The 22,156-nt window shown below is 62.4% G+C and carries 19 protein-coding genes; all 19 read right to left on the bottom strand.

All coding sequences use genetic code 11. The features are described from left to right. Positions 1-23: 23 nt before the first annotated feature. Positions 24-1,922 carry an N-acetylneuraminate synthase family protein gene (locus APH25_RS06225; protein WP_060481433.1) on the bottom strand — a complete coding sequence of 633 codons (1,899 nt, stop codon included), beginning with the start codon at positions 1,920-1,922 and terminating at the stop codon, positions 24-26. Next, positions 1,919-3,283, bottom strand: coding sequence for a CBS domain-containing protein (locus tag APH25_RS06220; RefSeq protein WP_060481432.1), 1,365 nt, complete (start codon positions 3,281-3,283; stop codon positions 1,919-1,921). Before APH25_RS06220 ends, APH25_RS06225 begins: the two co-directional genes overlap by 4 nt. Beyond that, the gene (locus APH25_RS06215; RefSeq protein WP_060481431.1) at positions 3,280-3,972 is read right to left on the bottom strand and encodes a sugar phosphate nucleotidyltransferase; all 693 of its coding nucleotides are present in this window, start codon (positions 3,970-3,972) and stop codon (positions 3,280-3,282) included. The genes APH25_RS06220 and APH25_RS06215 overlap by 4 nt, the downstream gene beginning before the upstream one ends. Beyond that, positions 3,972-5,294 carry a lipopolysaccharide biosynthesis protein RfbH gene (rfbH, locus tag APH25_RS06210; protein ID WP_060481430.1) on the bottom strand — a complete coding sequence of 441 codons (1,323 nt, stop codon included), beginning with the start codon at positions 5,292-5,294 and terminating at the stop codon, positions 3,972-3,974. Before rfbH ends, APH25_RS06215 begins: the two co-directional genes overlap by 1 nt. Continuing rightward, a complete protein-coding gene (gene rfbG / locus APH25_RS06205) occupies positions 5,287-6,354 on the bottom strand; it encodes a CDP-glucose 4,6-dehydratase (protein WP_060481429.1) in 1,068 nt (355 codons plus the stop codon). Before rfbG ends, rfbH begins: the two co-directional genes overlap by 8 nt. Further along, on the bottom strand, positions 6,345-7,115 hold the full coding sequence (gene rfbF / locus APH25_RS06200) for a glucose-1-phosphate cytidylyltransferase (RefSeq protein WP_060481428.1): 771 nt from the start codon (positions 7,113-7,115) through the stop codon (positions 6,345-6,347). Before rfbF ends, rfbG begins: the two co-directional genes overlap by 10 nt. A 207-nt stretch (positions 7,116-7,322) precedes the next feature. Continuing rightward, positions 7,323-8,798 carry a transcriptional regulator FleQ gene (gene fleQ, locus APH25_RS06195; RefSeq protein ID WP_060481427.1) on the bottom strand — a complete coding sequence of 492 codons (1,476 nt, stop codon included), beginning with the start codon at positions 8,796-8,798 and terminating at the stop codon, positions 7,323-7,325. 165 nt (positions 8,799-8,963) lie between these two features. Next, complete coding sequence (gene fliT, locus APH25_RS06190) at positions 8,964-9,257, bottom strand: flagellar protein FliT (RefSeq protein ID WP_028633477.1); 294 nt, start codon at positions 9,255-9,257, stop codon at positions 8,964-8,966. Between the two features lie 16 nt (positions 9,258-9,273). Further along, entirely contained in the window at positions 9,274-9,675 is a 402-nt protein-coding gene (gene fliS / locus APH25_RS06185) for a flagellar export chaperone FliS (protein WP_028633478.1), read from the bottom strand. A 127-nt stretch (positions 9,676-9,802) separates the two neighbouring features. Continuing rightward, positions 9,803-11,188 carry a flagellar filament capping protein FliD gene (gene fliD, locus APH25_RS06180; RefSeq protein ID WP_060481426.1) on the bottom strand — a complete coding sequence of 462 codons (1,386 nt, stop codon included), beginning with the start codon at positions 11,186-11,188 and terminating at the stop codon, positions 9,803-9,805. Positions 11,189-11,271: 83 nt separating this feature from the next. Next, on the bottom strand, positions 11,272-11,622 hold the full coding sequence (locus APH25_RS06175) for a flagellar protein FlaG (RefSeq protein WP_060481425.1): 351 nt from the start codon (positions 11,620-11,622) through the stop codon (positions 11,272-11,274). Positions 11,623-11,698: 76 nt separating this feature from the next. After that, complete coding sequence (locus tag APH25_RS06170; RefSeq protein ID WP_060481424.1) at positions 11,699-13,141, bottom strand: flagellin; 1,443 nt, start codon at positions 13,139-13,141, stop codon at positions 11,699-11,701. A 339-nt stretch (positions 13,142-13,480) separates the two neighbouring features. Next, on the bottom strand, positions 13,481-14,410 hold the full coding sequence (locus APH25_RS06165; RefSeq protein ID WP_060481423.1) for a ketoacyl-ACP synthase III: 930 nt from the start codon (positions 14,408-14,410) through the stop codon (positions 13,481-13,483). A gap of 282 nt (positions 14,411-14,692) precedes the next feature. Continuing rightward, positions 14,693-16,255 (bottom strand): flagellar hook-associated protein 3, encoded by a 1,563-nt coding sequence (locus tag APH25_RS06160; protein WP_028633483.1) that lies wholly within the window; start codon positions 16,253-16,255, stop codon positions 14,693-14,695. A gap of 12 nt (positions 16,256-16,267) precedes the next feature. After that, positions 16,268-18,310: a flagellar hook-associated protein FlgK gene (gene flgK / locus APH25_RS06155; RefSeq protein WP_060481422.1), complete on the bottom strand. Its 2,043-nt coding sequence runs from the start codon at positions 18,308-18,310 to the stop codon at positions 16,268-16,270. 12 nt (positions 18,311-18,322) lie between these two features. Next, positions 18,323-19,492 (bottom strand): flagellar assembly peptidoglycan hydrolase FlgJ, encoded by a 1,170-nt coding sequence (gene flgJ / locus APH25_RS06150; RefSeq protein WP_060481421.1) that lies wholly within the window; start codon positions 19,490-19,492, stop codon positions 18,323-18,325. An 11-nt stretch (positions 19,493-19,503) separates the two neighbouring features. Then, a complete protein-coding gene (locus tag APH25_RS06145; protein WP_028633486.1) occupies positions 19,504-20,613 on the bottom strand; it encodes a flagellar basal body P-ring protein FlgI in 1,110 nt (369 codons plus the stop codon). Positions 20,614-20,624: 11 nt separating this feature from the next. Then, positions 20,625-21,320 (bottom strand): flagellar basal body L-ring protein FlgH, encoded by a 696-nt coding sequence (gene flgH / locus APH25_RS06140; protein ID WP_028633487.1) that lies wholly within the window; start codon positions 21,318-21,320, stop codon positions 20,625-20,627. A gap of 36 nt (positions 21,321-21,356) precedes the next feature. Further along, on the bottom strand, positions 21,357-22,142 hold the full coding sequence (gene flgG, locus APH25_RS06135; protein ID WP_028633488.1) for a flagellar basal-body rod protein FlgG: 786 nt from the start codon (positions 22,140-22,142) through the stop codon (positions 21,357-21,359). Positions 22,143-22,156: the final 14 nt, after the last annotated feature.

Below are 22,156 nucleotides of genomic sequence, written 5' to 3'. Positions count from 1 at the left end.
TTCAATTCCCTCAAAGCCGGCAATCAAGCAAGCCGTGTCAAAAACTGCAGGGCCGACCAGAAACCAGCCCCATGATCCTTGTGCCCCTGCCACACCTCAGGGATGAAGCTGACGTCGGGGTATTTGCGAATCTGCGCCCAGGCAGCGGGCCAGTCGATGTCACCGGTGCCCATCAGCACCCCTTCACCGTTGATACCCTTGGCATCAGCCACGTGCAGGTGCGCCGAGTACGGCAGCAGCAGGGCCAGGGCTGCCTGGAAGTCCAGCCCGAAGTGGAAGCAGGTCATCTGCAAGTGCGACAGGTCCAGGCACAGGCGCAGGCCATGTTCACGAGCCTGCGCCGCCAGTTCGTCGGGCATCATGAAAATGTTCTGGTGGCGCTGGCCGCCGAAGTGCCACGGAAATGGGGCCATGTTCTGAGGGATGAGCTCGGTACCGGCAAAATCCACCTGGCGACAGGCTTCGTGGAAGCGCTCATAGAGTTCCGGGCGCATGGCCAGCGGGCGCGGCGCATCGGCGGAGAAGCCGCCAATGTTGGCAACGATCAGGCGGGCGTCGGCAGCAGGGAAGTATTCGCCGATCTGCAAGGTGGCATCCACCACCCGCTGCAAGTTGTCGATGGAGCGCTGACGGTAGGCAGCGTCGTCCGAGGCCAGGTCCAGCAGTTCGCTGTTCTCGAACAGCTCCGGGGCATGCACGACCAGACGCGAGCAGGCTACCTCGGCCAGAAACGGCTGAGGCTTCAGGCCCAGGTCGCGGTACGACAGGTGGAACTCGAACAGGTCCGGCTCGATACGACGGCGATAGTCGCCAAAATCGTGGTAGCGCACCGGCACGCCCCAGCGAATCGGCAGGTCGAAGGCCAGTTTCTGCTCGGCCTGCTGGGTTTGCAGGTCGCTGTCGAACAGGAAGTCACCCTGGGCAATGTCACGCTGGGCCGGTTTGCCCAGCAGCTCCGGCAGCCGGTAAGGCGGCAGGCCCTGGCCCGGGCTGGCGATGCGCAGCATGCTCTGCTCCAGTACCGCACCCCGGGCGATGTCACAGGCGGCAGTCACACTTTTGCCCAGGTTCTCGCGGTTCAGCAACTCACCTTGGCTGGCGTGACGCCCAGGCCCTTGCCAAGGCAGCGCCAGTTCCAGTTGGCGAATGCCGTCGACCAACTGACGAAATTCGGCGGGCTCCAGGCTGGCCAGGTGGTCGGGCCCTTCCATAGTACGGTCCAGCGTAATGTGGCGCTCCACCACGCGCGCGCCAAGGGCAACGGCGCCGAGGGTAATGGCGATACCCCGCTCGTGGCCGGAATAGCCAACCAGGCCATGCAACTGCTGCAAGCGGCGCAGGTAGCCCAGCTGGATATCCGCCTCCGGGGCCGGGTAGGCGCTGTTGCAATGCAGCAGCACGAAAGGCGTGCCCAGGGCGTTGAGCTGTTCGATGGTTCGGATGATCTCGTGCTCGAACGACATCCCGGTAGACAGAATCAGCGGCTTGCCAAGGCTGGCAGCCTTGGCGATCAGGTAGGGATTGCACAGGTCAGCGGAGGCGATTTTCAACGCCGCCACATCGAATGCCGCCAGGGCATCGACACTGGGTTCGTCCCAGGGCGTGCACAGGTAGGTGATGCCCTTCTGCGCGCAGTAGGCGCGCAGTTGGCGATGTTCGTCGAGGCTCAGCTCGACCTTGTCCAGCAGATCCTGGATGTACTCTACGCCCAGGTCTTCGGCCCGTGAGCCATCGGCTTTGCGCCGGTACAGGGCCTGGCGGTCACGCAGCTGGAATTTGACGCAGTCGGCGCCCGCCGCGATTGCGGCATCCACCAGTTGCCTGGCCAGTGCCAGGGAACCGTTATGGTTGTTGCCGGCCTCGGCGATGACGTATACACGTTCGCCCCCCAGGGCGACGCCGTCGAGAATAATGGGAGTCATTGAATTTTCGTCCGCCAGGAAGTGACACCGCAGGACTCAAAGCGAAAACCTTGAGCCTGACAGCCCAGTGCACGCACCGCATTCACCACACGCTGGCGATGCTGGGGCTGCACGTAAAACAGGAAGAAGCCACCGCCACCTGCGCCCAGCAGCTTGCCACCGAGTGAGCCAGCTGCCACTGCAGCGGCATAGATCTCGTCCAGACGACCGTGGCTGATGGCCGTGGAAAAGCGTTTTTTCAGGTGCCAGGCTTCGTCCAGGCACAGGCCGAAATCCCGCAACTCGCCACGAATCAGGTAGCGATGCATGCGCCGGCACAACGCCACGCTGGCATGCAGCAACTCGGTTTGCGATGACTCGGCCTGCATCTGTTCACGCTGCAGTTCGTGCAGGCGGCCCGAGTCGTGAGATACACCGGTATCACACAGCACCAGGCACGACTCCAGCTCGTTGCGGATCGCCTGCTCCAGACGAATCGGGTGCACCATGTTACGTTCGTTCTCGAACTCGATCAGGTTGAAGCCACCGAAGGCTGAGGCATATTGGTCCTGCCAGCCACCGGCAATACCAAAGCACAGACGCTCGGCCTGGAACGCCAGTTCAGCGATCTCATAGGTACTCCAGCGGTCCTGACGCAACTCGTTGAACACCGCGATGGTCGCGGTGGTGGCCGCTGAAGAGCCACCCAGGCCAGACCCGACTGGAAAGTCAGAACGCAGATAGAGATCAAAGCCATACTGCGGCTTGATCACCGAAACGATAGTCGCCAACAGGCTCTTTTCGGTGGCGGCCAGCAGATCAGCCAGGCATTCGAAGCCTTCCTCCCGCCCGAGGTCCTCCGAGAAAATGCGGATGCTGCGGTCACCCCGCGGAACCAGCGTGGCATGAGCGTACAGGCCCACGGTGCAACTGAGGACCGCAGCCGGGTGATCGATGAAGAAATACGTGAGGTCTGCCCCGCCGCCGCAGAAGCTCATGCGCACCGGCGCCCGCGCCCGGGCCAGCACCGGCACTTCGGGGCTGGCAGCCATCAGCCTGGTGTAGACCTCCACCAGGCGCCCCTGCTCATCCACCGCCGGGATGGCATTGAAGCCCATGTCGAACGCCTTGAGCAGCTCTTCACGGGAAGCCCCTGCCTGCACGGCCCGGAACTGGCTGTTCATGCAGGTGGTAACTGGCAGATCAGTCTGCCCGCCCTGCAGCAGATGACGGCGCACATCGCCGTTGGTAACCACCCCTATAAGGCGTTGGTCATCGGCCACCACGAAGGCAATCTGCAAGGCGCCCGCCTCGATGCATTTGACCGCGTCGAGAATGCTCTGACGTTCGCCGATGCTGAGGGTCTGCACAAGCAGGCTCATAGGGGGGTGTCCAATACGAAGTCCTGGGTATAGCGCGCCAGTGAGTCTGGCGTGCCGATATCGATGAAGCGCCCGCTGTAGCCCACAACGGCCATCGCTTCGCGCTGAAGCAGTTCGGGCAACAGCTCCTGCTCCATGGAGCAAGAGCGTACCGTTGCGCCAGAGAAGGTTGCAGCGCCGAAAGCGTACACCCCGGCGTTGATCAACCCGGGCCCCTGCAGGCCCTTCTCTTTCAGGCTAACCAGCTCCCCGGCAGCATTGAGCTCCAGGCTACCGTAGCGGGCGCGGTCGTCGACGTGTGCGGCAAGCAAGGCGTTGCCTTCGCTCATGACCATCCGACGATAGCCTTGTACCTCCACGAAGGTGTCGGCATTGAGCACAAGGTAACGCGCCTGCGCAGGTTGCTCACGCAAGGCGTTGAGCAGTGCACCGCCAGTTCCCATGGGGCTCGCCTCCACCACCAGCGATAATGACAACCCGGACCTCTGTGAAAGCACAGCCATCTGCTCGGCCACCTGTTCGGCACGATAGTGCGCGCACAGTACGCCTTCGCTGATGCCGGCAGATGCCAGTTGGCTCAGCACGCGCAACAGGAAGGGCTCACCATGCACAGGCACCAGGGCCTTCTGCGTGTCCGTGATACTGCGCAAACGGGTGCCGAAGCCGCCACAGAGTACGTAGGCCCGCATCAGTGCTGCCCTTGAAAGAATAGTTCCAGGCAGCGCACCGCGTGTTCCAAGTGACCATCGCTCAAGCCCGGCCACAGGCCGATCCAGAACGTGTCGTTCATGATCTTGTCGGTGACTGCCAGCTCACCCGCCACCCGGTACCGCAACCCCTGCATGTAGGGCTGGCGGGTGAGGTTGCCGGCGAACAGCAGGCGTGTGCCGACGCCCTGGGTATCCAGGTAGCGCACCAGCTCCACCCGGCGGCCTTCAGCGCCGTCGCGCAGGGTGATGGGGTAGCCGAACCACGACGGGTCGCTGCCGGGCGTGGCCTGGGGCAGGATCAACTGGTCGGCACAACCGGCCAGGCGCTCGCTCAGCCAGGCGAAGTTGCGTTTGCGTGCGGCGACGAACCCGTCCACACGGTCCATCTGCGCCAGTGCGCAGGCGGCCTGCATGTCGGTGATCTTCAGGTTGTAGCCCAGGTGCGAGTAGGTGTACTTGTGGTCGTAACCTTGTGGCAGGTCACCCAGCTGCCAGCAGAAGCGCTTGCTGCAGGTGTTGTCCTCGCCCGGCGCGCAATAGCAGTCACGGCCCCAGTCGCGGAACGACTCGATGATGCGCTTGAGCAGCGGCGAATCCGTGAATACCGCCCCACCCTCGCCCATGGTGATGTGATGCGCCGGGTAGAAGCTGAGGGTACCGATATCGCCAAAGGTGCCGACCATGCGCCCTTCATAGGTAGAGCCCAAGGCATCGCAGCAGTCTTCGATCAGCCACAGGCCGTACTTGTCGCACAAGGCGCGGACCACGCCCAGGTCGAATGGGTTGCCGAGGGTGTGGGCCAGCATGATGGCCTTGGTCTTCGGGCCGATGGCAGCCTCGATCAGTGCCGGGTCGATGTTGTAGGTGCCCATCTGCACATCAACGAACACCGGTACCGCGCCAAACTGCAGGATCGGGTTGACCGTGGTCGGGAAACCGGCCGCCACGCCGATCACTTCATCGCCAGGTTTGATCGCCCGATCACCCAGCCGCGGCGAGGTCAGGGCCGAGAACGCCAGCAGGTTGGCCGAAGAGCCGGAGTTGGTGGTGAGTACGCAGCGGCGCCCCAGGTATTTGGCCAGGCGCTTCTCGAACGCCTCGTTGAAGCGGCCCGTGGTAAGCCACCCGTCCAGTACCGCTTCGGTCATGGCCTGCAGTTCGCCCGCACCGATGACCTTGCCCGAGGGCGGCACATTGCTCTGCCCTGCAACAAAGGGTTTGGGCGCCATCTGCAGGTCGGCATAGCGGCCGACCAGCTCGGCAATCTGTTGGCGCAACTGCTGCGCCGTGCTGTCACTCATGGGTTTCGCCTTGATGAGCCGCGATCTGCTCGCGGGTAACAATGTTCATGTCACGCCCCGCACGCCATGCCAGGTGCCAGGCCAGGGTCTGCTTGAGGGTGTGGTCCAGCGACCAGCGTGGCGCCCAGCCCAGCAACTGCCGCGCCTTGCTGGAGTCCAGGGCCAGCAGCCCTGCCTCATGGGGCTGGGCATCGGCCGCCAACGACCAGCGGGCTTCGCCGGGCCAGTGCTGGGCAAGGCGGCTGACGATGTCACCCACGCTGGCCAGCCCAGCGCTGTCCGGGCCGAAGTTCCAGGCCCCAGCGTGCCGGTCGCCCTCGGTGAGCAGGCTTTGGGCCAGTTGCAGGTAGCCCATCAGCGGGTCGAGCACGTGCTGCCAGGGGCGCGTAGCCCCTGGGTAGCGCAGAACCACTTCCTCTCCGCCCTGCCAGGCGCGGAAGATGTCCGGCAACAGGCGTTCGGCAGACCAGTCACCGCCACCCAGCACGTTGCCCGCCCGCGCCGTGGCCAGGGCCACACCGGCCGTGCGCAGAAACGAGTCGCGGTAACTGGCGCACAGCAGTTCGACACAGGCCTTGCTGCTGCTGTAGGGGTCGAAGCCACCCAGGGCGTCCTGTTCACGGTACGGCCAGGGCCACTCGCGGTTGTCGTAGCATTTGTCGGTGGTCACCACCAGCACGGCGCGCACTGAAGGTGTAGCGCGCACCGCTTCCAACAGGTTGAGAGTGCCCATGACGTTGGTGGCGTAGGTATCGACGGGTGTACGGTAGGCCTCGCGCACCAGCGGCTGGGCTGCCAGGTGCAGCACCAGTTCGGGCTGGAACGCCTGCACGGCGCCCGCCAGGGCCGAGCCATCGCGGATGTCGCCGAAGTCACCGGCCACGTGTTGCTGCAATTGCGCGACCTGCCACAGCGAAGGCGTGGTGGCGGCGGGCAAGGCGAAGCCACGCAGGTCAGCGCCCAGCTGGCGCAGCCACACTGCCAGCCAGCCGCCCTTGAAGCCGGTATGGCCGGTGAGCAGCACCCGGCGGCCCGCCCAGAATGCCGGGGTCAACGCCATAGCTGCCACGCTGCCTCGCCGTTTTTCCAGTGAGCCTCGAGCAGGTTGCGGTCACGCAGGGTATCCATGGGCTGCCAGAACCCCCGGTGCAGGTGGCTCATGAGTTGGCCATCCTCGGCCAGGCGGCGCATGGGCGCGTCCTCCCAGGTGGTGGCATCGCCGTCTATGTAGTCCAACACGGCCGGCTCCAGCACGAAGAAGCCACCGTTGATCCAGCCGCCATCGCCTGCGGGCTTTTCCTGAAAACCGCGTACCTGGTCACCCTGCACGTCCAACGCGCCATAGCGCCCCGGCGGCTGGACGGCGGTGACGGTGGCCATCTTGCCGTGCTGGCGGTGGAAGTCGATCAGGCGCGGAATATCCACGTCCGAAACGCCGTCACCGTAGGTCAGGCAGAAGGTTTCATCGCCAACGTAGTCGCGCACCCGCTTCAGCCGGCCACCGGTAGCGGTGTATTCGCCGGTGTCGACCAGCGTCACCCGCCAGGGCTCGGCATGGCGGTTATGGATGTCCATGCGGTTTTCGGCCATGTCGAAGGTGACGTCCGACATGTGCAGGAAGTAGTTGGCAAAGTACTCCTTGATCACGTAGCCCTTGTAACCCAGGCAGATGATGAAGTCGTTGATGCCGTAGTGGGAGTAGATCTTCATGATGTGCCAGATGATTGGCTTGCCGCCTATCTCGATCATCGGCTTGGGTCGCAGGTGGGATTCTTCGCTGATGCGAGTGCCCAGCCCACCGGCCAGAATGACTGCTTTCATTGTACTTTTCGTCCGCATTGGTCGGAGGGGTGACAAAAAACCGACCCCTGGCACTGGATGCTAGGCAATAGCAAAACACATGCCGGGTTGGTGGTTGGGCGGGCGGATTCTGGGGAATTGGGGTGAAGTGGGGAGGAAGGGCTGCCTTGCAGCCCATCGCGAGCTCTGCTCGCTCCTACGGGTGCGCGAGCGGAGGCCGCTTGAGCGTTAGTCTTCTGCCTGGTCCTCGCCACCTTGGCGGCTCATGCCGTACTTGCGCATCTTCTCCACCAGGGTGGTACGGCGGATACGCAGGCGTTCAGCGGCACGGGCAACGATACCGTTGGCATCGTCCAGCGCCTGCTGGATCAGGCCTTGCTCCAGGCTGCCCAGGTAGTCCTTGAGGTCGAGCCCCTCTGGTGGAAGCATGGCAGGGTTGCTGAAGTTTGGAGTGTGGCCGTTGATGGCCACGCGCTCTTCCAGGTCACTGCGCAGGCTGTCGACCATCTGCTCGTCTTCGTCGTCGATGTAGCGGAATTTCTTCGGCAGCTCCGACACACCAATCACCCCGTACGGGTGCATGATCGCCATGCGCTCGACCAGGTTGGCCAGTTCGCGCACGTTACCCGGCCAGCCATGGCGGCACAGGGACATGATCGATGCCGAGTTGAAGCGGATGGAACCCCGTTTCTCGTGCTCCATGCGCGAGATCAGCTCGTTCATCAGCAGCGGGATGTCCTCGACGCGCTCGCGCAGGGGGGCCATCTCGATGGGGAACACGTTAAGGCGGTAGTACAGGTCTTCGCGGAAAGTGCCGTCCTCGATCATGTTTTCGAGGTTCTTGTGCGTGGCGGCGATGATGCGCACATCGATGCTCTGGGTCTTGTTGCTGCCCACGCGCTCGAAAGTGCGCTCCTGCAGCACGCGCAGCAGCTTCACCTGCATGGGCAACGGCATGTCGCCGATTTCATCCAGGAACAGCGTACCGCCGTTGGCCAGTTCGAAGCGCCCTGCCCGGCTGGTGATGGCCCCGGTGAATGCGCCCTTTTCATGGCCAAACAACTCGCTTTCCAGCAGCTCAGCAGGAATAGCACCACAGTTAACCGGCACGAAAGGTGCCTCACGGCGCTTGGAGTGGTAATGCAGGTTGCGCGCGACCACCTCCTTGCCGGTGCCCGACTCGCCCAGGATGAGCACGCTGGCGTCGGTGTCGGCCACCTGCTGCATCATCTGGCGCACGTGCTGGATGGCGCGGCTGGTACCGACCAGGCTGCGGAACAGGTTTGGCTCGCGCTGACGCCCCCGCTCACGGGCCTGGTCATACATCTCGCGGTACACCTGGGCGCGGTGCAGCGAATCCAGCAACTGGCTGTAGCTGGGCGGCATTTCGAGGTTCGAAAGCACGCGGCGGCGCAGGTCTTCAGGCAACTCGCCAGAAGAAATATCGCCTAAAAGCAAGACCGGAAGGAACTCATCCCAGGTTGCGACTGTCTTAAGCAACCCAAGCAGGGTGCCAGGCGCATCCACAGCGCCGACGAGTACGCACAGTACCTCGCGGCTGGAAGACAGCGGCTCGACCACCTGCTGCCAGTCAGCACTGGTGCAGGGCAGGTTGTCTTCGCCCAGGAAGTTCAGCACCACCGCCAGATCGCGGCGGCGGGTGCTGTCGTCATCGATCAGGAGAATCTTGGTTTCACGCCACATGCAATAGCAACTTCCCTAGTCATATCGGCGCCCGAAGGCATGCTCGACATCATTCCGACTGAATGGTCAGTGTTCGGACGTCTGAAATACGAAAACAGCCACTAGTTAAGTCAAAAAGGGTCGCACAGTCAAATTTATGGCGCCTTTTGTTCAGTTGTTCGCATCTTAACTGAACAAATGATAAACCTTTGAAGCATTCTTCGCTTGGTTGATCTGTGTCATCTCTTCGGCAATTGCCTGGCGCTCGCCGGTTGTCACTTCGATGAGGCTGCGGTAGACCTCCATCACCCCTTCGAGCTTTTCCCGCAGCAAGCCTTGGTCGTACGCGTGCGTTTCGAGCACTTCGTCGATACAGGTACGGCATGCAACGTCCAGCTTCGCAATGGAATCCCAGTCACGCTCGCCCAGGGCGCCAAGCAGGGCATCACACGTATCGTCGAGGCGTTGCAGTGCAGTCATGGTCGTCTCCTTGCCGTCAGCTGGCAGGCTGGATGTCGGCGATGCCGTCCCAACCGCTCTTCACGGTGATCAGCAGCCGGGCCACTTCATCGATGATGCCGGCATCGTTGTCGATGTTGGCCTGCATCAGGCGGTTGGTCATGTACACGTAGAGGGCATCGAGGTTTTCGACGTATTGCGGGTTCTCGCTCTTCTCAGGCGAGAGGCCGTCGCGCAAGCCGATGATGATGTCGATCGCCTTGCCCAGCATCAGCCCCTTCTCGGCCACGTCACCCCGCGCCATTGCCCCTTTGGCCTGCGCCATGCGATCAAGGCCACCTTCCATCAGCATCTGCACCAGGCGGTGCGGCGTTGCTTCGGAAATCTGGGCATGGGAATTGACCTTCTGGTACTGACGAAGGGCTCTCATGGGATTCATCTTGCGACCTCGTGGCGGGCATGCTTCTGGAAGGTTGATACTTTATGTATCGGGCAACACACGGAAAACTTTACGGGTTATTGCCCGAAACCAGCGATAAAAACCGGCTTCGAGCAACGTCTAGCCGTTAATCATCCTTGGACTTGTTCAGCGCATTCAATGTGCTGAGCACCGAGTTCTGCTGCTGGCGCAGCTGGGTCACCAGGGTGTCCATGTTGTTGTACTTGTCCTGCAAGCTCTTTTTCAGGGCATCCATGCGGGTGTCCAGGGTGTCCTGTTCGGCCTTGAGCTTGGTCAGGCTTTCGCTAAGGGTTTTCGAGCGCTCGGCCAGGGTACCGGTGGATGCCTTGGCGAACGGTTCGGTAACTTTTTGCAGGCGGGCCAGCAGCCCGTCCTTGCCATTGAAGATGCTGGTCAGGTCTGCCGCATTGGTGCTGGCGACCTTGTCCCACTTCTTGTCATCCAGGCTCAGCGTGCCGCCATCCTGCGAAGAGGTAACCCCGAAAGCTGCCAACGTCTTGAGGGTGCCGTTGCCGGACACCGCATTGAGTTCTTCACGGATGGACGTCATCAGCGTGCGCATCGATGCATCGCCGGTCAGCGCAGCCGCTGTCATGCTGCCATCGGCGTTCTTGGTGACCTTGGTTTCGGCGTTTACCACTTTCAGCAAGGCGTTGTAGGTGTCGATGAAGCCTTTGAGGCCTGACTTCAGGGTAGAGCTACTGGTGCTGAGTGAGAGAATGGTGGGGCTGTACTCGCCACTGTTGGCATTTTTGGTCGACAAACCGACCAGCTTGATATTCAGACCACTCACCGCATTGGTGATGTCGTTGGTCTTGGATTTCATCTCTACGCCATCGAGCGTGTACTCGGCATCCACCGGTTCATCGACTACTTTGTAGCCCGTGTCGAGCCCGGAATTGCCGGACAGCGTAATGTCCGAGCCCTCTCCCATCTTGGTCGACGTGATGATCAAGCGTGAGCCGGTAGCATCCGTGAGCACGTTGGCACTCAGGCCTGCAGGGCCGAACTGGCTGTTGATGCTGTCGCGCACCTGCTGCAACGTTGCACCAGGCGGAACGCTAAGGTCGAAAGCCTTGCCATTCTGGGTCATGGTCAGGGTGGTCGCTGTAGTGCCCTTGTTGACCACCGACCCTGCCCCGTCCGCATACACCTGCGTGGACACCTTGGACGCCTTGGCCAGCTTGCTGACCAGCAACGAGAACGAACCGGTGGCAGCGCCGCTACCCATGGTGACGGTAGCCACCTTTTCGTTGGACGACTGCAAACTCAGGCCGCCAAAACTGTTGGTATCGGTCATGTTGCTCAGCGCACCACGGAAAGCGTCGAGCGCCGACTGAATCTTGCCAATCGAGGACAACGTGGTGGTTGCCTTCAGCGTTTGGGTATTGATTTGCGTCTGCTTGGGCGCCTTCTGGGCGGCCACGAGCGAATCGACGATGGCCTGGGTGTCGATACCCGAGCCGATACCACTGACGGTTGTACCTGCCATCATTGCTCTCCTTGAACGGTAGCTGCCAGATCCTTGGCGAAAAAATCCTTAAAAGACCTAACAACAACAAAAATCATGCCAGCCTAAGCGCGCCCCTCGAACAGCAGGCTGCCGGCTTCGCTGAGGCTCTGCGCGAGCTTTAACGCCGTTTCAGACGGTAGCTGGCGGATGACCTCGCCCGAGTCGGTGGCGATCACCTTGACCACGACCTGCCCGGTGGAATCATCAATGGAAAAGTCCAGCTGACGCTGGCTCGACTGGACGAAATCACGGATATCGCCAACCGCTTTTTCCAGGTCCTCGCGCGTGTGCGGCTTGGGCTCGGGCGGCGCGGCTTCCTGCACCTTGGCAGGCACGGCCGGGTCCCGCTCCGCCGCAGAGGGCTGGGGTAACACAGGGGGGTACACCTGACTCAGCTTGAGACTGATGTCCATGTTCCGAACTCCTCATGTCAAAAAGGGTGAAAGGGCACGTAAACGCGCCCTTTCACCCTTTACTCAGGCGCCTGAATTACTGGAGCAGTTTCAGGACCGAGGAAGGCAGCTGGTTGGCCTGGGACAGGATCGCAGTGGATGCCTGTTGCAGGGTTTGCTGCTTGGTCAGCTCGGCAGTTTCCGAAGCGAAGTCCACATCCTGCACGGTGGAACGGGCAGCGGTGGAGTTCTTCTGGATGTTCTGCAGGTTGTCAACGGTGGTTTGCAGACGGTTCTGGGTAGCACCCAGGCCCGAACGTACGCTGTCGATCGAACCGATGGCCTTGTCGATAACGGCCAGGGCGTTCTGGGCGTTGACGGCAGCGGTCACGTCGGTGTCGGCGATGGTGGTCTTGGTCGAAGAAACCGAAGCCGCACCGAACAGCTCGGTTGCACCCGTGCCAGTAGCACCGTTGGCCACAGAGTAACCTTTGGCAGAGTCCAAGGAGATCTGGCCAGTTACTACTGCCTTGTCGTTCGCAGTCGCCGACAGCGCAGTCAACGTTGCAGCGTATTCGCCACTGCCATTTTTCGCGCCAACAGAGATTGCTTCTGCACCGGCTTTCGAAGTGAAGCTGAGGTTCTCACCAGTGTCGGACTTGACTTCCAAGCTCTTGGTCGAGTCATCGTAGTTGACGCTGATGCCGAGCTTCGCAGCGTTGGACTTCAGCTGGTCAGCCAGGCTGCCAACGTCGGTCACACCGATGAAGCTAACGGTGCTGTTGCCGACTTTCAGGTCGAAGTTGGCAGGGGTGGCGGCAGCGCCGCTGGCAACGGTCAGCTTGACTTCGGTGCTGGCGGCGGCGGTCAGGCCACCGACGGCGCCATTGAGCTTGGCCGCGATGTCCTTGGCCGAAGCGCCGGCATCGTAGCTGACAGTTTTGGTCTGGCCGTTACCGGTCACCACCAGGTCGGCTGCAGCCACGCCACTTGCACTCGGGGTGATGGTGCCGGATTTAACCTGCTGCGAACCAATGCTCTTGGCCGAGACGTTGTCCAGGGAAACGTTGATGGTTTCGTTGGCGTTGGCACCAACCTGGATGGCCTTGGTACCGTACGAGCCGTCCAGCAGCTTCTGACCACCGAAGGTGGTGGTGTCGGAGATACGGTTCAGTTCGGCAGTCAGCGCCTGGTATTCGTCGTTGTTCGACTTACGGTCTTCGGGGCTCAGGGAGCCAGTGGCCGAGGACAGTGCCAGGGTACGCATTTTTTGCAGGATGTCGGTGGAAGCCTGCATTGCACCTTCAGCGGTCTGCGCGATCGAGATACCGTCGTTGGCGTTCTTTACAGCCTGGCCCAGGCCGTTGATCTGGCTGGTCAGGCGGTTGGCGATCTGCAGGCCAGCAGCGTCGTCTTTAGCGCTGTTGATACGCAGACCCGAGGACAGACGCTGCATCGCGGTGGCCTGAGCGTTGCTGGCCTTGTTCAGGTTTACTTGGGTAGTAACCGAAGCAATGTTGGTGTTTACAGTTAAAGCCATGACGAAATCCTCGTTGTATGGGTACTGCGGCTTCCGGCCTTGGCAACCGCCGGATTGGCCTAGAGAACCTTCGTAATAGTTATCGTCGGATGGCCTGGTTGCTTGAGGGGTTTTTCAAAAAAAAAATGCTGGCACGCGGCCAGCCTTTGAAATCAAGGGGTTGAGGGCGGTTTGTTGGCGCCAGAAATAATGCATATCGGGCATGTAGGAGCGAGCAAAGCTCGCGATGGGGTGCAAAGCACCCCCATCAGATTGCGCGTGACTGCCGAGATAGCTGGGGGCTGCTATGCAGCCCATCGCGAGCTGCGCTCGCTCCTACGAGGCCACGCCGGAGAGGCCTTAGCTGCGATAAAGAATCGCCGAGCCCCACGACAGCCCCACACCGAAGCCGCTGATGGCCACGCGTTTCCAGTTGCCATCGAGCATGTGCTTCTGCAGCAACAGTGGCACGCTGGAAGACACCGTGTTACCGGTTTCCAGCATGTCCTTCACGAATTTCTCGGGGTGATGCTCTTCGAAGCGCCGCGCCACGGCATCGACGATCGCCGCGCTGCCCTGGTGAATGCAGAAGGCGTCGATATCCGCAGACTGCAGCCCGCTGGCGTCGAGCAGCTCGTGCAGGTGCGCCGGCACCTTGACCAGCGCGAAGTTGAACACCTGGCGGCCATTCATGAAGAATTTGCCATCGCTCACCTTCAGATGCTCGGCACCCGAACCGTCGGTGCCGAAGCGGGCCTGGCCCAGGTTCCACACGGCATCTTCGGCCATCCATGTGGCGGTAGCGGCGTCACCGAACAGCATGGTGGTGTTGCGGTCTTCGGGGTCAACGATCTTGGAGTAAGGGTCTGCGGTAATTAGCAGGCCGTTCTTCAGCCCCGCCGCCTCCATGAAGCCCTTGATGGCGTAAAGGCCATATACGTAACCGGAACAGCCCAGCGAAACATCGAAGGCCGCCACGCGGGTGGAGAGGCCGAGCTTGCTCTGAACGATGGCGGCCGTGTGTGGCAGGCCTTCTTCATCGCCGTTCTGGGTGACCACGATCAACGCGTCGATCGACTGCGGATCAAGATCGGGGTTGCTGGCGAACAGGGCCCGTGCAGCCTCTACGCACAGGTCGGAGGTCTCCTGCTCCGGGGCCTTGCGCGGCAGGAAGGACGCGCCGATCTTGCCGAACATGAACTCTTCGTCCTTGCCGAACTTCGCACCCTGGACGTAGTTGTCCAGGCCAGCGGTGGGCACGTAACTCGCGATGCTTTTGATGCCAATCATTCTGGCTTCCCAATGAAAACAGCCAAAGACCACCACTCGATAAATTGAGGGCGCCAAATACCGGGGCGTCACCGCTGGGGAAGGAAAGCAGCGCTTTCCTGCACACCGGTAACAAAATGCTGCTGCATAGAATACAGGGAAGATGACCGTTTTGACTCATTGGTCACATTGAAATGCAATGAAAGCCGGGTAATACGGCAGCACAGCGCTGCCCCGCCCGCCCCCGTAGGAGCGAGCGCAGCTCGCGATGGGCTGCGCAGCAGCCCCGCATTGCATGAGTGATCAGAGCTTGTTGAACAAACTCAACTGGGAAATGCGCGAGAAGGCCAGCTGGGAGGCCTCCAGCATGGCCTGCTGCAGGGTCAGGGTGATCGCAGCCTGAGACATGTCGGTGTTGCCGATCGCATCCTGGGTGGTCTTGTTGGCCAGACCCAGGCTGGTGTTTTCCTGCCGCTGGATTTCCAGCGAACTGCCCCGCGCACCGATCGAACCCCGGGTGATGTCCACCTGCTCACGCGCACTGGCCAGGTTGGCAATGGCCGAGGCCACCGCATCCTTCAGGCCGTTGGCCACGCCCGCGCCAGTCACGGGGGTGTCCAGCGCCGCACGCAGCTGGCTGATGGTTTCCAGCACGTTCTGGTTCTGGTGGGTGTTGGCCGTGACCGCGAACTGGTCGCCGGCCTGCGGCGCGCCGTTCACGTCATAGGTCACCCCCGCCACCGTCAACTGCGGCGCAGTGAAGGTACCGGTGGCCACCGGCTTGCTGTCAGCTTTCATGGGCTGCGCATAGAACTCGTACGTGTCTGGCCCGGTGAACTTGATCACCGCCCCGTTGCTGGGGAACGTGCTGCGGTAGGCAGTGGGGTCCGTGACAGCGCTATTGGTCACTTGCGCCGTGGACGGGTTGCCAGCCCCACGGGTCGTGGTGAAGGAGTCCGGGCGCGCTGCCAATGAGAACTCGCGCCCGGCCACGGCCGCGTCGGCGTCCTTGCCCTCTTCCAGCGTGACGGTGATTTCGAACTCGACACCGCGCAGGGCAATACGGTTGGCCCCCTCGGTCTTGCTGTCGAAATGACCGTTGGTGGGGGTTTCTGCCGTAATGTCGTTGCCATTGGCATCGGTGATCGAATACTGCGTGGCGCTGGTGAACGTAAGCTTGTACGGCTGCCCGGCAGTGAAGCTGTCGTTGTAGCTGTTGCTCGACTTCAACAGACCCGGCGAAACGCCGACCACGCCATCATCGGTGGCCGGCACCAGCAAGGTCGACTGGGTACGGCTCTTGTTCTTCGCTGCATCGAACACGCTGGCACCGCTGTCGTTGGTGGCCAGGTTCAGGGTGTCGGAAACCTGCAGGCTCAACTGGGTCTGGTCACCGTGGTAGCTGTAGGTGCCATCGGAGTTGCGCACGTAGGGCGGTGTCGTGCTCTTGGAGCCGGCGAACATGTAGTCGCCATTGGCATCGCGCGAGTTGAGCAAGCCAAAGATATTGGCCTCGATTTCCTTCAGCTCGGTGCTGATCGATACCCGGTCAGCGTCTGTCACACCCGCGCCGCCGGCACGGATGGCCAGCTCGCTGGCCCGCTGCATCGCGTCATTGATGGTGGAAAGCACGCTCTCTTCCTGCAGCAGCGCATTGCTTACCGTGTTCATGTTGCCGCTGTACTGGTCCAGCAGCGACTGCTGCTGTTGCAGCAGCAGCAACCGCGCCGCGCCCACCGGGTCATCGCCGGCGGTCTGGATACGCACGCCCGACGTTACCTGGGCGCTGGTCTTGTTCATGTCCGAGAAGTTCTTGGAATAGCTGCTGGCGCTGGCTTCATAGAACTGAGCAGTGGAAATACGCACGGTCGCTACTCCTTACAAGGCGTTGATGAGGGTGCTGAAGGTTTCTTGCGCCGCCTTGATGATCTGCGACGACGCGGTGTAGTAGTGCTGGAACTTGACCAGGCTGGCCGCCTCGTCGTCCAGGTTCACCCCAGACACCGCACTGCGGCTTTCGCTGGCCGACTTGAGCACCGCCTGGGTGGCGGTGGTATCGATGGTGGCCTGGCTGGCTTTGGCCCCTACCCGCTCGACCAACGACGCATAGGCCGAGGTGAAGCTGGTGCCACCGCCAGACCCGGTATTGACCGTAGACTTGGTCTGCAAGCCCAGCAGAGCCGTGGCGTTGCGGTTGTCTGCCTTGCCATCGGCGTTGAACGACAGGGTAAAGCTGTCGTTGGCTGCCGGGCTGCCGCCAACGGTGGTTTCCAGCGCGAAGGTGCGCGGGTTGCCGCTGCCATCGACAATCGGGTTGCCAGCCCCGTCGCGCATGGGCACCGATATGGAGAGCTTGTTGTCCTGCCCCGGCACCACGGTGCCGGTACCGATTTGCGCGCCCTTGGCATCGAACACCTTGTAACCCTGGGAGCCGCCGCTGGCGGTGTCCATCACCACCCGTACCGGCATGGAGTCGCGAATCGCCTGCTGCACCAGGGCATTGTCGGCGCCGCCGTAGATATTCAGGGGCTGGCCCAGCGTAGGCTGGGTGATGGTGCCGGTACCGCTGTTGCCACTGCCGGTGGTGGCACTGACCGGGCCGGCGAAGGCCAGCTTGTTGGCATCGGTGAGCACCGTATTGATGGCACCTGCCGCCGACCGGGTGGGGATCACCTTGAAGCTGTCGCCTGCCGCCAACGCCCCGCCTTTGAGCGAGAGGCTGAAGCCGTCGATCACCGGCGCAGGGTCGGCATTGAGGTCGAACGACCCCATGCTGGTGCCGTCGGAACGGCGCACGCTGTACTGGTTGGCGCTGGTGAACTTGACCTCGTAGTCATAGGTACTGACCGCGCCACTGTTGGCGATGGTCACGTCGAGGTTGCCGGAGCCCGCGCTGTTGTTGGACGACGCCAGGCTACGCTGGGCGATGGCAGAGGCGCTGTTGATGCTGGTGAACAGCGAGCTGCCAAACTGACCGTTGGCATCCAGGCCCTGGCCCAGCTGGCTGTTGATGCTGTCAGTGACCACCAGGGCAACGCGGCCCAGCTCGTTCATGGACGGGGTCAGCACATCCTGACGGTAGCGCAGCAGGCCGCCAATGGTGCCGCCGGTGGCGACCGAGGTCACGTCCGAGCTGAACGACTCATAGTTGATGCGCAGGGTGGCCTGGCTCTTGTCCGCCACCCCCGGCTGTACCGACAGGGGGTTGGCCTTGCCGCCGGTGACCAGCGACTGGCCGCTGCCCAGAATGACATCGTAGTTACCTTCGCGCTCCTGCACGGTCACGCCCACCAGCCCATTCAACTGGCGCACCGCTTCGCTGCGGGCATCGAGCAGGTTGTTGGGGGTACTGCCAGTGGCAGTGGCCGCGACGATCTGCTTGTTGTACTCGGCGATGCTGGTGGTGAGCTTGTTGACCTGCCCGGCCAGCGTGTCGAGCTGCGAGTTGATCACTTCGTTCTGCTGGGTCAGCTGGGTGCTGACGGCGTTGAAGCGGTTGCTCAGGGTTTGCGCCTGGGTCAGCAGCAATTGCCGCGAAGCGACGTCACCTGGCTTGGCGGATGCTGTCTGCAAGGCCGAGAAAAACGCGGTGAGCACCGAGCTGATGCCGGTGTCGCGGTCGGCCAGCAGTTTGTCGACGCTGGTGATCTGGTCCTGGAAGGCAGCCGAATCGGCCTGCAGCGACGTGGCGGTCTGCAGCTGGTTGTCCAGGTAGGCGCTGTACACCCGGCGCACGTCGGCCAGTGTGGTGCCACTGCCCAGAAACCCCGCACCGATGTACTGCGACGGGCCCGCCTGCTGCATCGCCTGCTGGCGCGAGTAGCCGCTGGTGGCAGCGTTGGCGATGTTGTTACTGGTTACCGACAAGGCCGCCTGGCTGGCACTCAGGCCACTCAGGCCGATGGAAATCAGGCTCGACATGATTTAGTCCTTTTAAAGATTCGTGGGTCTGCCAGCCATGGCGTATTGCGGTGTGTTCTGCATCTGCTGGGCAATGCTGATGATCTTCTTCGCATAGCCCGGGTCGGTCGCATAACCTGCTTTTTGCAGCTCGCGTGCAAACTGTTCGGGGTTATCGGCCGAGTTGAGTGCATCTTGATAGCGTGAATTGCTCTGCAACAAGGTGACCAGGTCGTGGAAGCTGTCCTGGTAGGAGTCGTAGCTGCGGAAGGCGGCCGTTTCCTTGACGAACTGCCCGTCGCGGAACTCGCTGGTGATCGCCCTCGCCTGCTCGCCCTGCCAGTTACCGGTGGCCTTGATGCCGAACAGGTTGTGGCTGCTGCTGCCGTCGCTGTTGCGCATCACCGATTTGCCCCAACCGGTTTCCAGTGCTGCCTGGGCCACCAGGTAGCGCGGGTCGATACCGATGCGCTTGGCCGCCTGTTCGGCCATGGGCAGCATGGTGGCGACGAACGTGTCGCTGTCGCTGAACGCCTTGTTGGGGGCCAGCGGCGGCTGGGCAACTGCACGGCCGACGATGCGCAAGCCGTTATCCGGCACCGCAAAGGCCCTGGCAGGCTGCTGGCCATCACGGGCAGGCACGGCGGCGGTGTTGACAGTAGCGGCGTCGCTTGCGGTAGCAGACGGCACGATGCCTGCCAGCAGGCGGTCGGTGAGCCTGCTCGGCAACGCCAGGCGCCGCGCATTCAGCGCGGCCACATCGTTGCGGGTGCCAACGGCATCATTGCCGTGCACCGGCGCTGCCACCTTGTTGCCCCACAACGCCGGGCCACCGCTTTCGCCACGCGGGAACGGGCTGGTGTTGGCAGAGGCGCCACGGCTCTTGGTCAACTGGCGCACCAGTACATCCTGCAGGCCGATGCCACCGCCCTCGCGGGACATGCTCACGGCCAACTGCTGGTCGTACATGTCGCGGTACTGTTTCACCGTCTCGGTGTTCATCGGGTTGTCGTCGGCCAGCACATCGCTGGCCTTGCGCGAAGCCTTGAGCATTTCGCTGATGAACAGCGATTCGAATTCCTGGGCCACCTTGCGGACGTTGGCGGCGCTGTCGCGGTCCCCGTGCTTGAGGGCGTTGAGGCGGTTGAGGTCGGTGAAGGCACCACTGTCGCCACTGCCAGACACCAGGCTCTTGCTGTTCATCAGTGGCGTCCTCAGATCACGATCAGGTCGGCTTGCAACGCGCCGGCCTGTTTCAGGGCTTCAAGGATGGCCATCAGGTCACCGGGCGCTGCGCCCACCTGGTTCACTGCCCGGACAATTTCATCCAGCGTGGTACCCGGGCCGAACTTGAACATCGGCTTGGCCTCCTGCTCGGCATTCACCCGGGAGCGCGGCACCACCGCGGTCTGGCCGTTGGACAGCGGCCCTGGCTGGCTGACGATAGGGTCTTCGGTGATGGTGACGGTCAGGCTGCCGTGGGTGACCGCCGCAGGCGACACCTTGACGTTCTGGCCGATGACGATGGTACCGGTACGCGAATTGATGATGACCTTGGCCACGGCCTGGCCGGGGTCGATTTCGAGGTTTTCCAGGATCGACAGGTAGTCCACCCGCTGGCTGGGGTCCATGGGCGCGCTGACCCGCACCGAACCACCGTCCAGCGCCTGGGCCACCCCTGGGCCGAGCAGTTCGTTGACCTTGTCGACGATGTGCTTGGCGGTGGTGAAGTCGGGGCGGTTCAGGTTCAGGGTGAGGGTATTGCCCTGGTTGAACCCGCTCGGCACTGCACGCTCGACACTGGCCCCGCCTGGAATACGGCCAGCAGACGGTACGTTGACGGTGATCTTGGACCCGTCGCGGCCCTCGGCGTCGAAACCGCCCACCACCAGGTTGCCCTGGGCGATGGCGTAGACGTTGCCGTCGATACCCTTGAGCGGCGTCATCAGCAGGCTGCCGCCGCGCAGGCTCTTGGAGTTACCGATCGACGACACCGTGATGTCCACCACCTGGCCCGGCTTGGCGAACGCCGGCAGGTCAGCGTGCACCGACACCGCCGCCACGTTCTTCAACTGCACGTTGCCAGACCCGGCCGGCACCTTGATACCGAACTGCGATAGCATGTTGTTGAAGGTTTGCAGGGTGAACGGCGTCTGGGTGGTCTGGTCACCCGTGCCGTTGAGCCCCACCACCAGGCCGTAACCGATCAGCTGGTTGGAGCGCACGCCGGAAATACTGGCGATGTCCTTCAAGCGCTCGGCCTGCGCGGCAAAGGCGCAGGACAGGAGCAAGGTTGCGGCAATCAGCTGCCTCAGGTTGAGCATGGTCTGTGTACTCAGAAGGGCCAAAGCGGGCTCATGAAGAAGCGGTCCAGCCAGCCGGGCTGGCTGGCGTCGGCAAACGAGCCGGTGCCGGAATAGGTGATGCGCGCATCGGCTACCCGGGTGGACGGTACGGTGTTGTCGGTGGCGATGTCATCCGCCCGGATCAGGCCCGCAATGCGCACCAGTTCTTCACCGGTATTGAGCGTCAGCCACTTCTCGCCGCGCACGGCGATGATGCCGTTGGGCAGCACCTCGGCCACGGTGACGGTCACCGAACCGGTCAGGGTGTTGCCCTGGGTGGCCTTGCTGTCGCCCTTGGTGGTGCGGTCGCCGCTGTAGCCGGCGTCCAGCGACAGGTCGCCACCGCCGAACGGGTTGTTGGTATTGGGCTTGCCGCCGAACAGCGACGTAAGGCCCAGGTTGGCCTTGCTGTTCTTCTGGATCTGCGAGCCGGCATTCTTGCTGGCCGAGGTGCGTTCATTCAGCGTGATGGTGATGATGTCACCCACGCGGAAGGCCTTGCGGTCGCCATACAGGTTCTGTTCGAACCCGGCCTGGTAGATCGAACCGTTGTTGGCCGCTGCCGGCAATGGGGTGCGCGGCAGTACCGGCGCATAGTACGGGTCGTTGGGCTTGGCCACCGGGGCGACACAACCTGCCAGCAACACCGCCCCGCCCAGGGCGAAAACGGACAACAGACGATTCATGGTGCTTACCTCACGGGTGCAACGGGGTTGCAAGGGTTACAGCTGCTGGGTCACGAACTGCAGCATGGAGTCGGCGGTGGAGATCACCTTGGAGTTCATCTCGTAGGCACGCTGGGTGGTGATCATGTTGACCAGTTCTTCCACGGTGCTGACGTTGGAGTTCTCCAGGGTTTGCTGCAGGGTGGTACCGAAGCCGTTCAGGCCCGGGGTACCCACCTGGGGCGCGCCACTGGCCGCGGTTTCGAGGAACAGGTTGCCGCCGATGGCCTGCAGGCCGGCCGGGTTGATGAAGTCGGCGGTCTGGATGTTGCCGATCACCTGGGCAGCCGGGTTGCCGGCAGTGGTGATCGACACGGTGCCGTCCTGGCCCACGGTGAAGGTCTGTGCGTCGTTGGGCACCACCACCGCAGGCTCCAGCGCGTAACCGTTGGCGGTGACGATCTGGCCGTCGGAGTTCAGGTGGAAGGTGCCGTCACGGGTGTACGAAACGGTGCCGTCCGGTTGCAGGATCTGGAAGAAGCCACGGCCGTTGACCGCCATGTCCAGGGGGTTCTCGGTGGTCTGCAGGCTGCCGGCCACGAAGCTCTTCTGGGTGCCGACGATGCGCACGCCAGTACCCACCTGCAGGCCGGAAGGCAGTTCGCTGTCCTGGGTCGACTGGGCGCCAGGCTGGCGACGGATCTGGTACAGCAGGTCCTGGAACTCGGCACGGTCGCGCTTGAAGCCGGTGGTGGACACGTTGGCCAGGTTGTTGGAAATGACCGTCAGGTTGGTGTCCTGGGCGGACAAACCTGTCTTGGCGACCCAAAGGGCTGGAAGCATGTGTGTTCTCCTCG

This window comes from Pseudomonas sp. NBRC 111119 (assembly GCF_001320125.1).
Taxonomy (GTDB): Bacteria; Pseudomonadota; Gammaproteobacteria; order Pseudomonadales; family Pseudomonadaceae; genus Aquipseudomonas; species Aquipseudomonas parafulva.
The sequence above is the reverse complement of the archived record's forward strand: the minus strand, read 5'-3'. Positions and strand labels throughout refer to the sequence as shown.

Bases quoted from the DNA above. Each gene is read 5' to 3' on its own strand.
- APH25_RS06225 (WP_060481433.1), bottom strand. From the start codon at position 1,922: ATGACTCCCATTATTCTCGACGGCGTCGCCCTGGGGGGCGAACGTGTA.
- APH25_RS06220 (WP_060481432.1), bottom strand. From the start codon at position 3,283: ATGAGCCTGCTTGTGCAGACCCTCAGCATCGGCGAACGTCAGAGCATT.
- APH25_RS06215 (WP_060481431.1), bottom strand. From the start codon at position 3,972: ATGCGGGCCTACGTACTCTGTGGCGGCTTCGGCACCCGTTTGCGCAGT.
- rfbH (WP_060481430.1), bottom strand. From the start codon at position 5,294: ATGAGTGACAGCACGGCGCAGCAGTTGCGCCAACAGATTGCCGAGCTG.
- rfbG (WP_060481429.1), bottom strand. From the start codon at position 6,354: ATGGCGTTGACCCCGGCATTCTGGGCGGGCCGCCGGGTGCTGCTCACC.
- rfbF (WP_060481428.1), bottom strand. From the start codon at position 7,115: ATGAAAGCAGTCATTCTGGCCGGTGGGCTGGGCACTCGCATCAGCGAA.
- fleQ (WP_060481427.1), bottom strand. From the start codon at position 8,798: ATGTGGCGTGAAACCAAGATTCTCCTGATCGATGACGACAGCACCCGC.
- fliT (WP_028633477.1), bottom strand. From the start codon at position 9,257: ATGACTGCACTGCAACGCCTCGACGATACGTGTGATGCCCTGCTTGGC.
- fliS (WP_028633478.1), bottom strand. From the start codon at position 9,675: ATGAATCCCATGAGAGCCCTTCGTCAGTACCAGAAGGTCAATTCCCAT.
- fliD (WP_060481426.1), bottom strand. From the start codon at position 11,188: ATGGCAGGTACAACCGTCAGTGGTATCGGCTCGGGTATCGACACCCAG.
- APH25_RS06175 (WP_060481425.1), bottom strand. From the start codon at position 11,622: ATGGACATCAGTCTCAAGCTGAGTCAGGTGTACCCCCCTGTGTTACCC.
- APH25_RS06170 (WP_060481424.1), bottom strand. From the start codon at position 13,141: ATGGCTTTAACTGTAAACACCAACATTGCTTCGGTTACTACCCAAGTA.
- APH25_RS06165 (WP_060481423.1), bottom strand. From the start codon at position 14,410: ATGATTGGCATCAAAAGCATCGCGAGTTACGTGCCCACCGCTGGCCTG.
- flgK (WP_060481422.1), bottom strand. From the start codon at position 18,310: ATGTCGAGCCTGATTTCCATCGGCCTGAGTGGCCTGAGTGCCAGCCAG.
- flgJ (WP_060481421.1), bottom strand. From the start codon at position 19,492: ATGAACAGCAAGAGCCTGGTGTCTGGCAGTGGCGACAGTGGTGCCTTC.
- APH25_RS06145 (WP_028633486.1), bottom strand. From the start codon at position 20,613: ATGCTCAACCTGAGGCAGCTGATTGCCGCAACCTTGCTCCTGTCCTGC.
- flgH (WP_028633487.1), bottom strand. From the start codon at position 21,320: ATGAATCGTCTGTTGTCCGTTTTCGCCCTGGGCGGGGCGGTGTTGCTG.
- flgG (WP_028633488.1), bottom strand. From the start codon at position 22,142: ATGCTTCCAGCCCTTTGGGTCGCCAAGACAGGTTTGTCCGCCCAGGAC.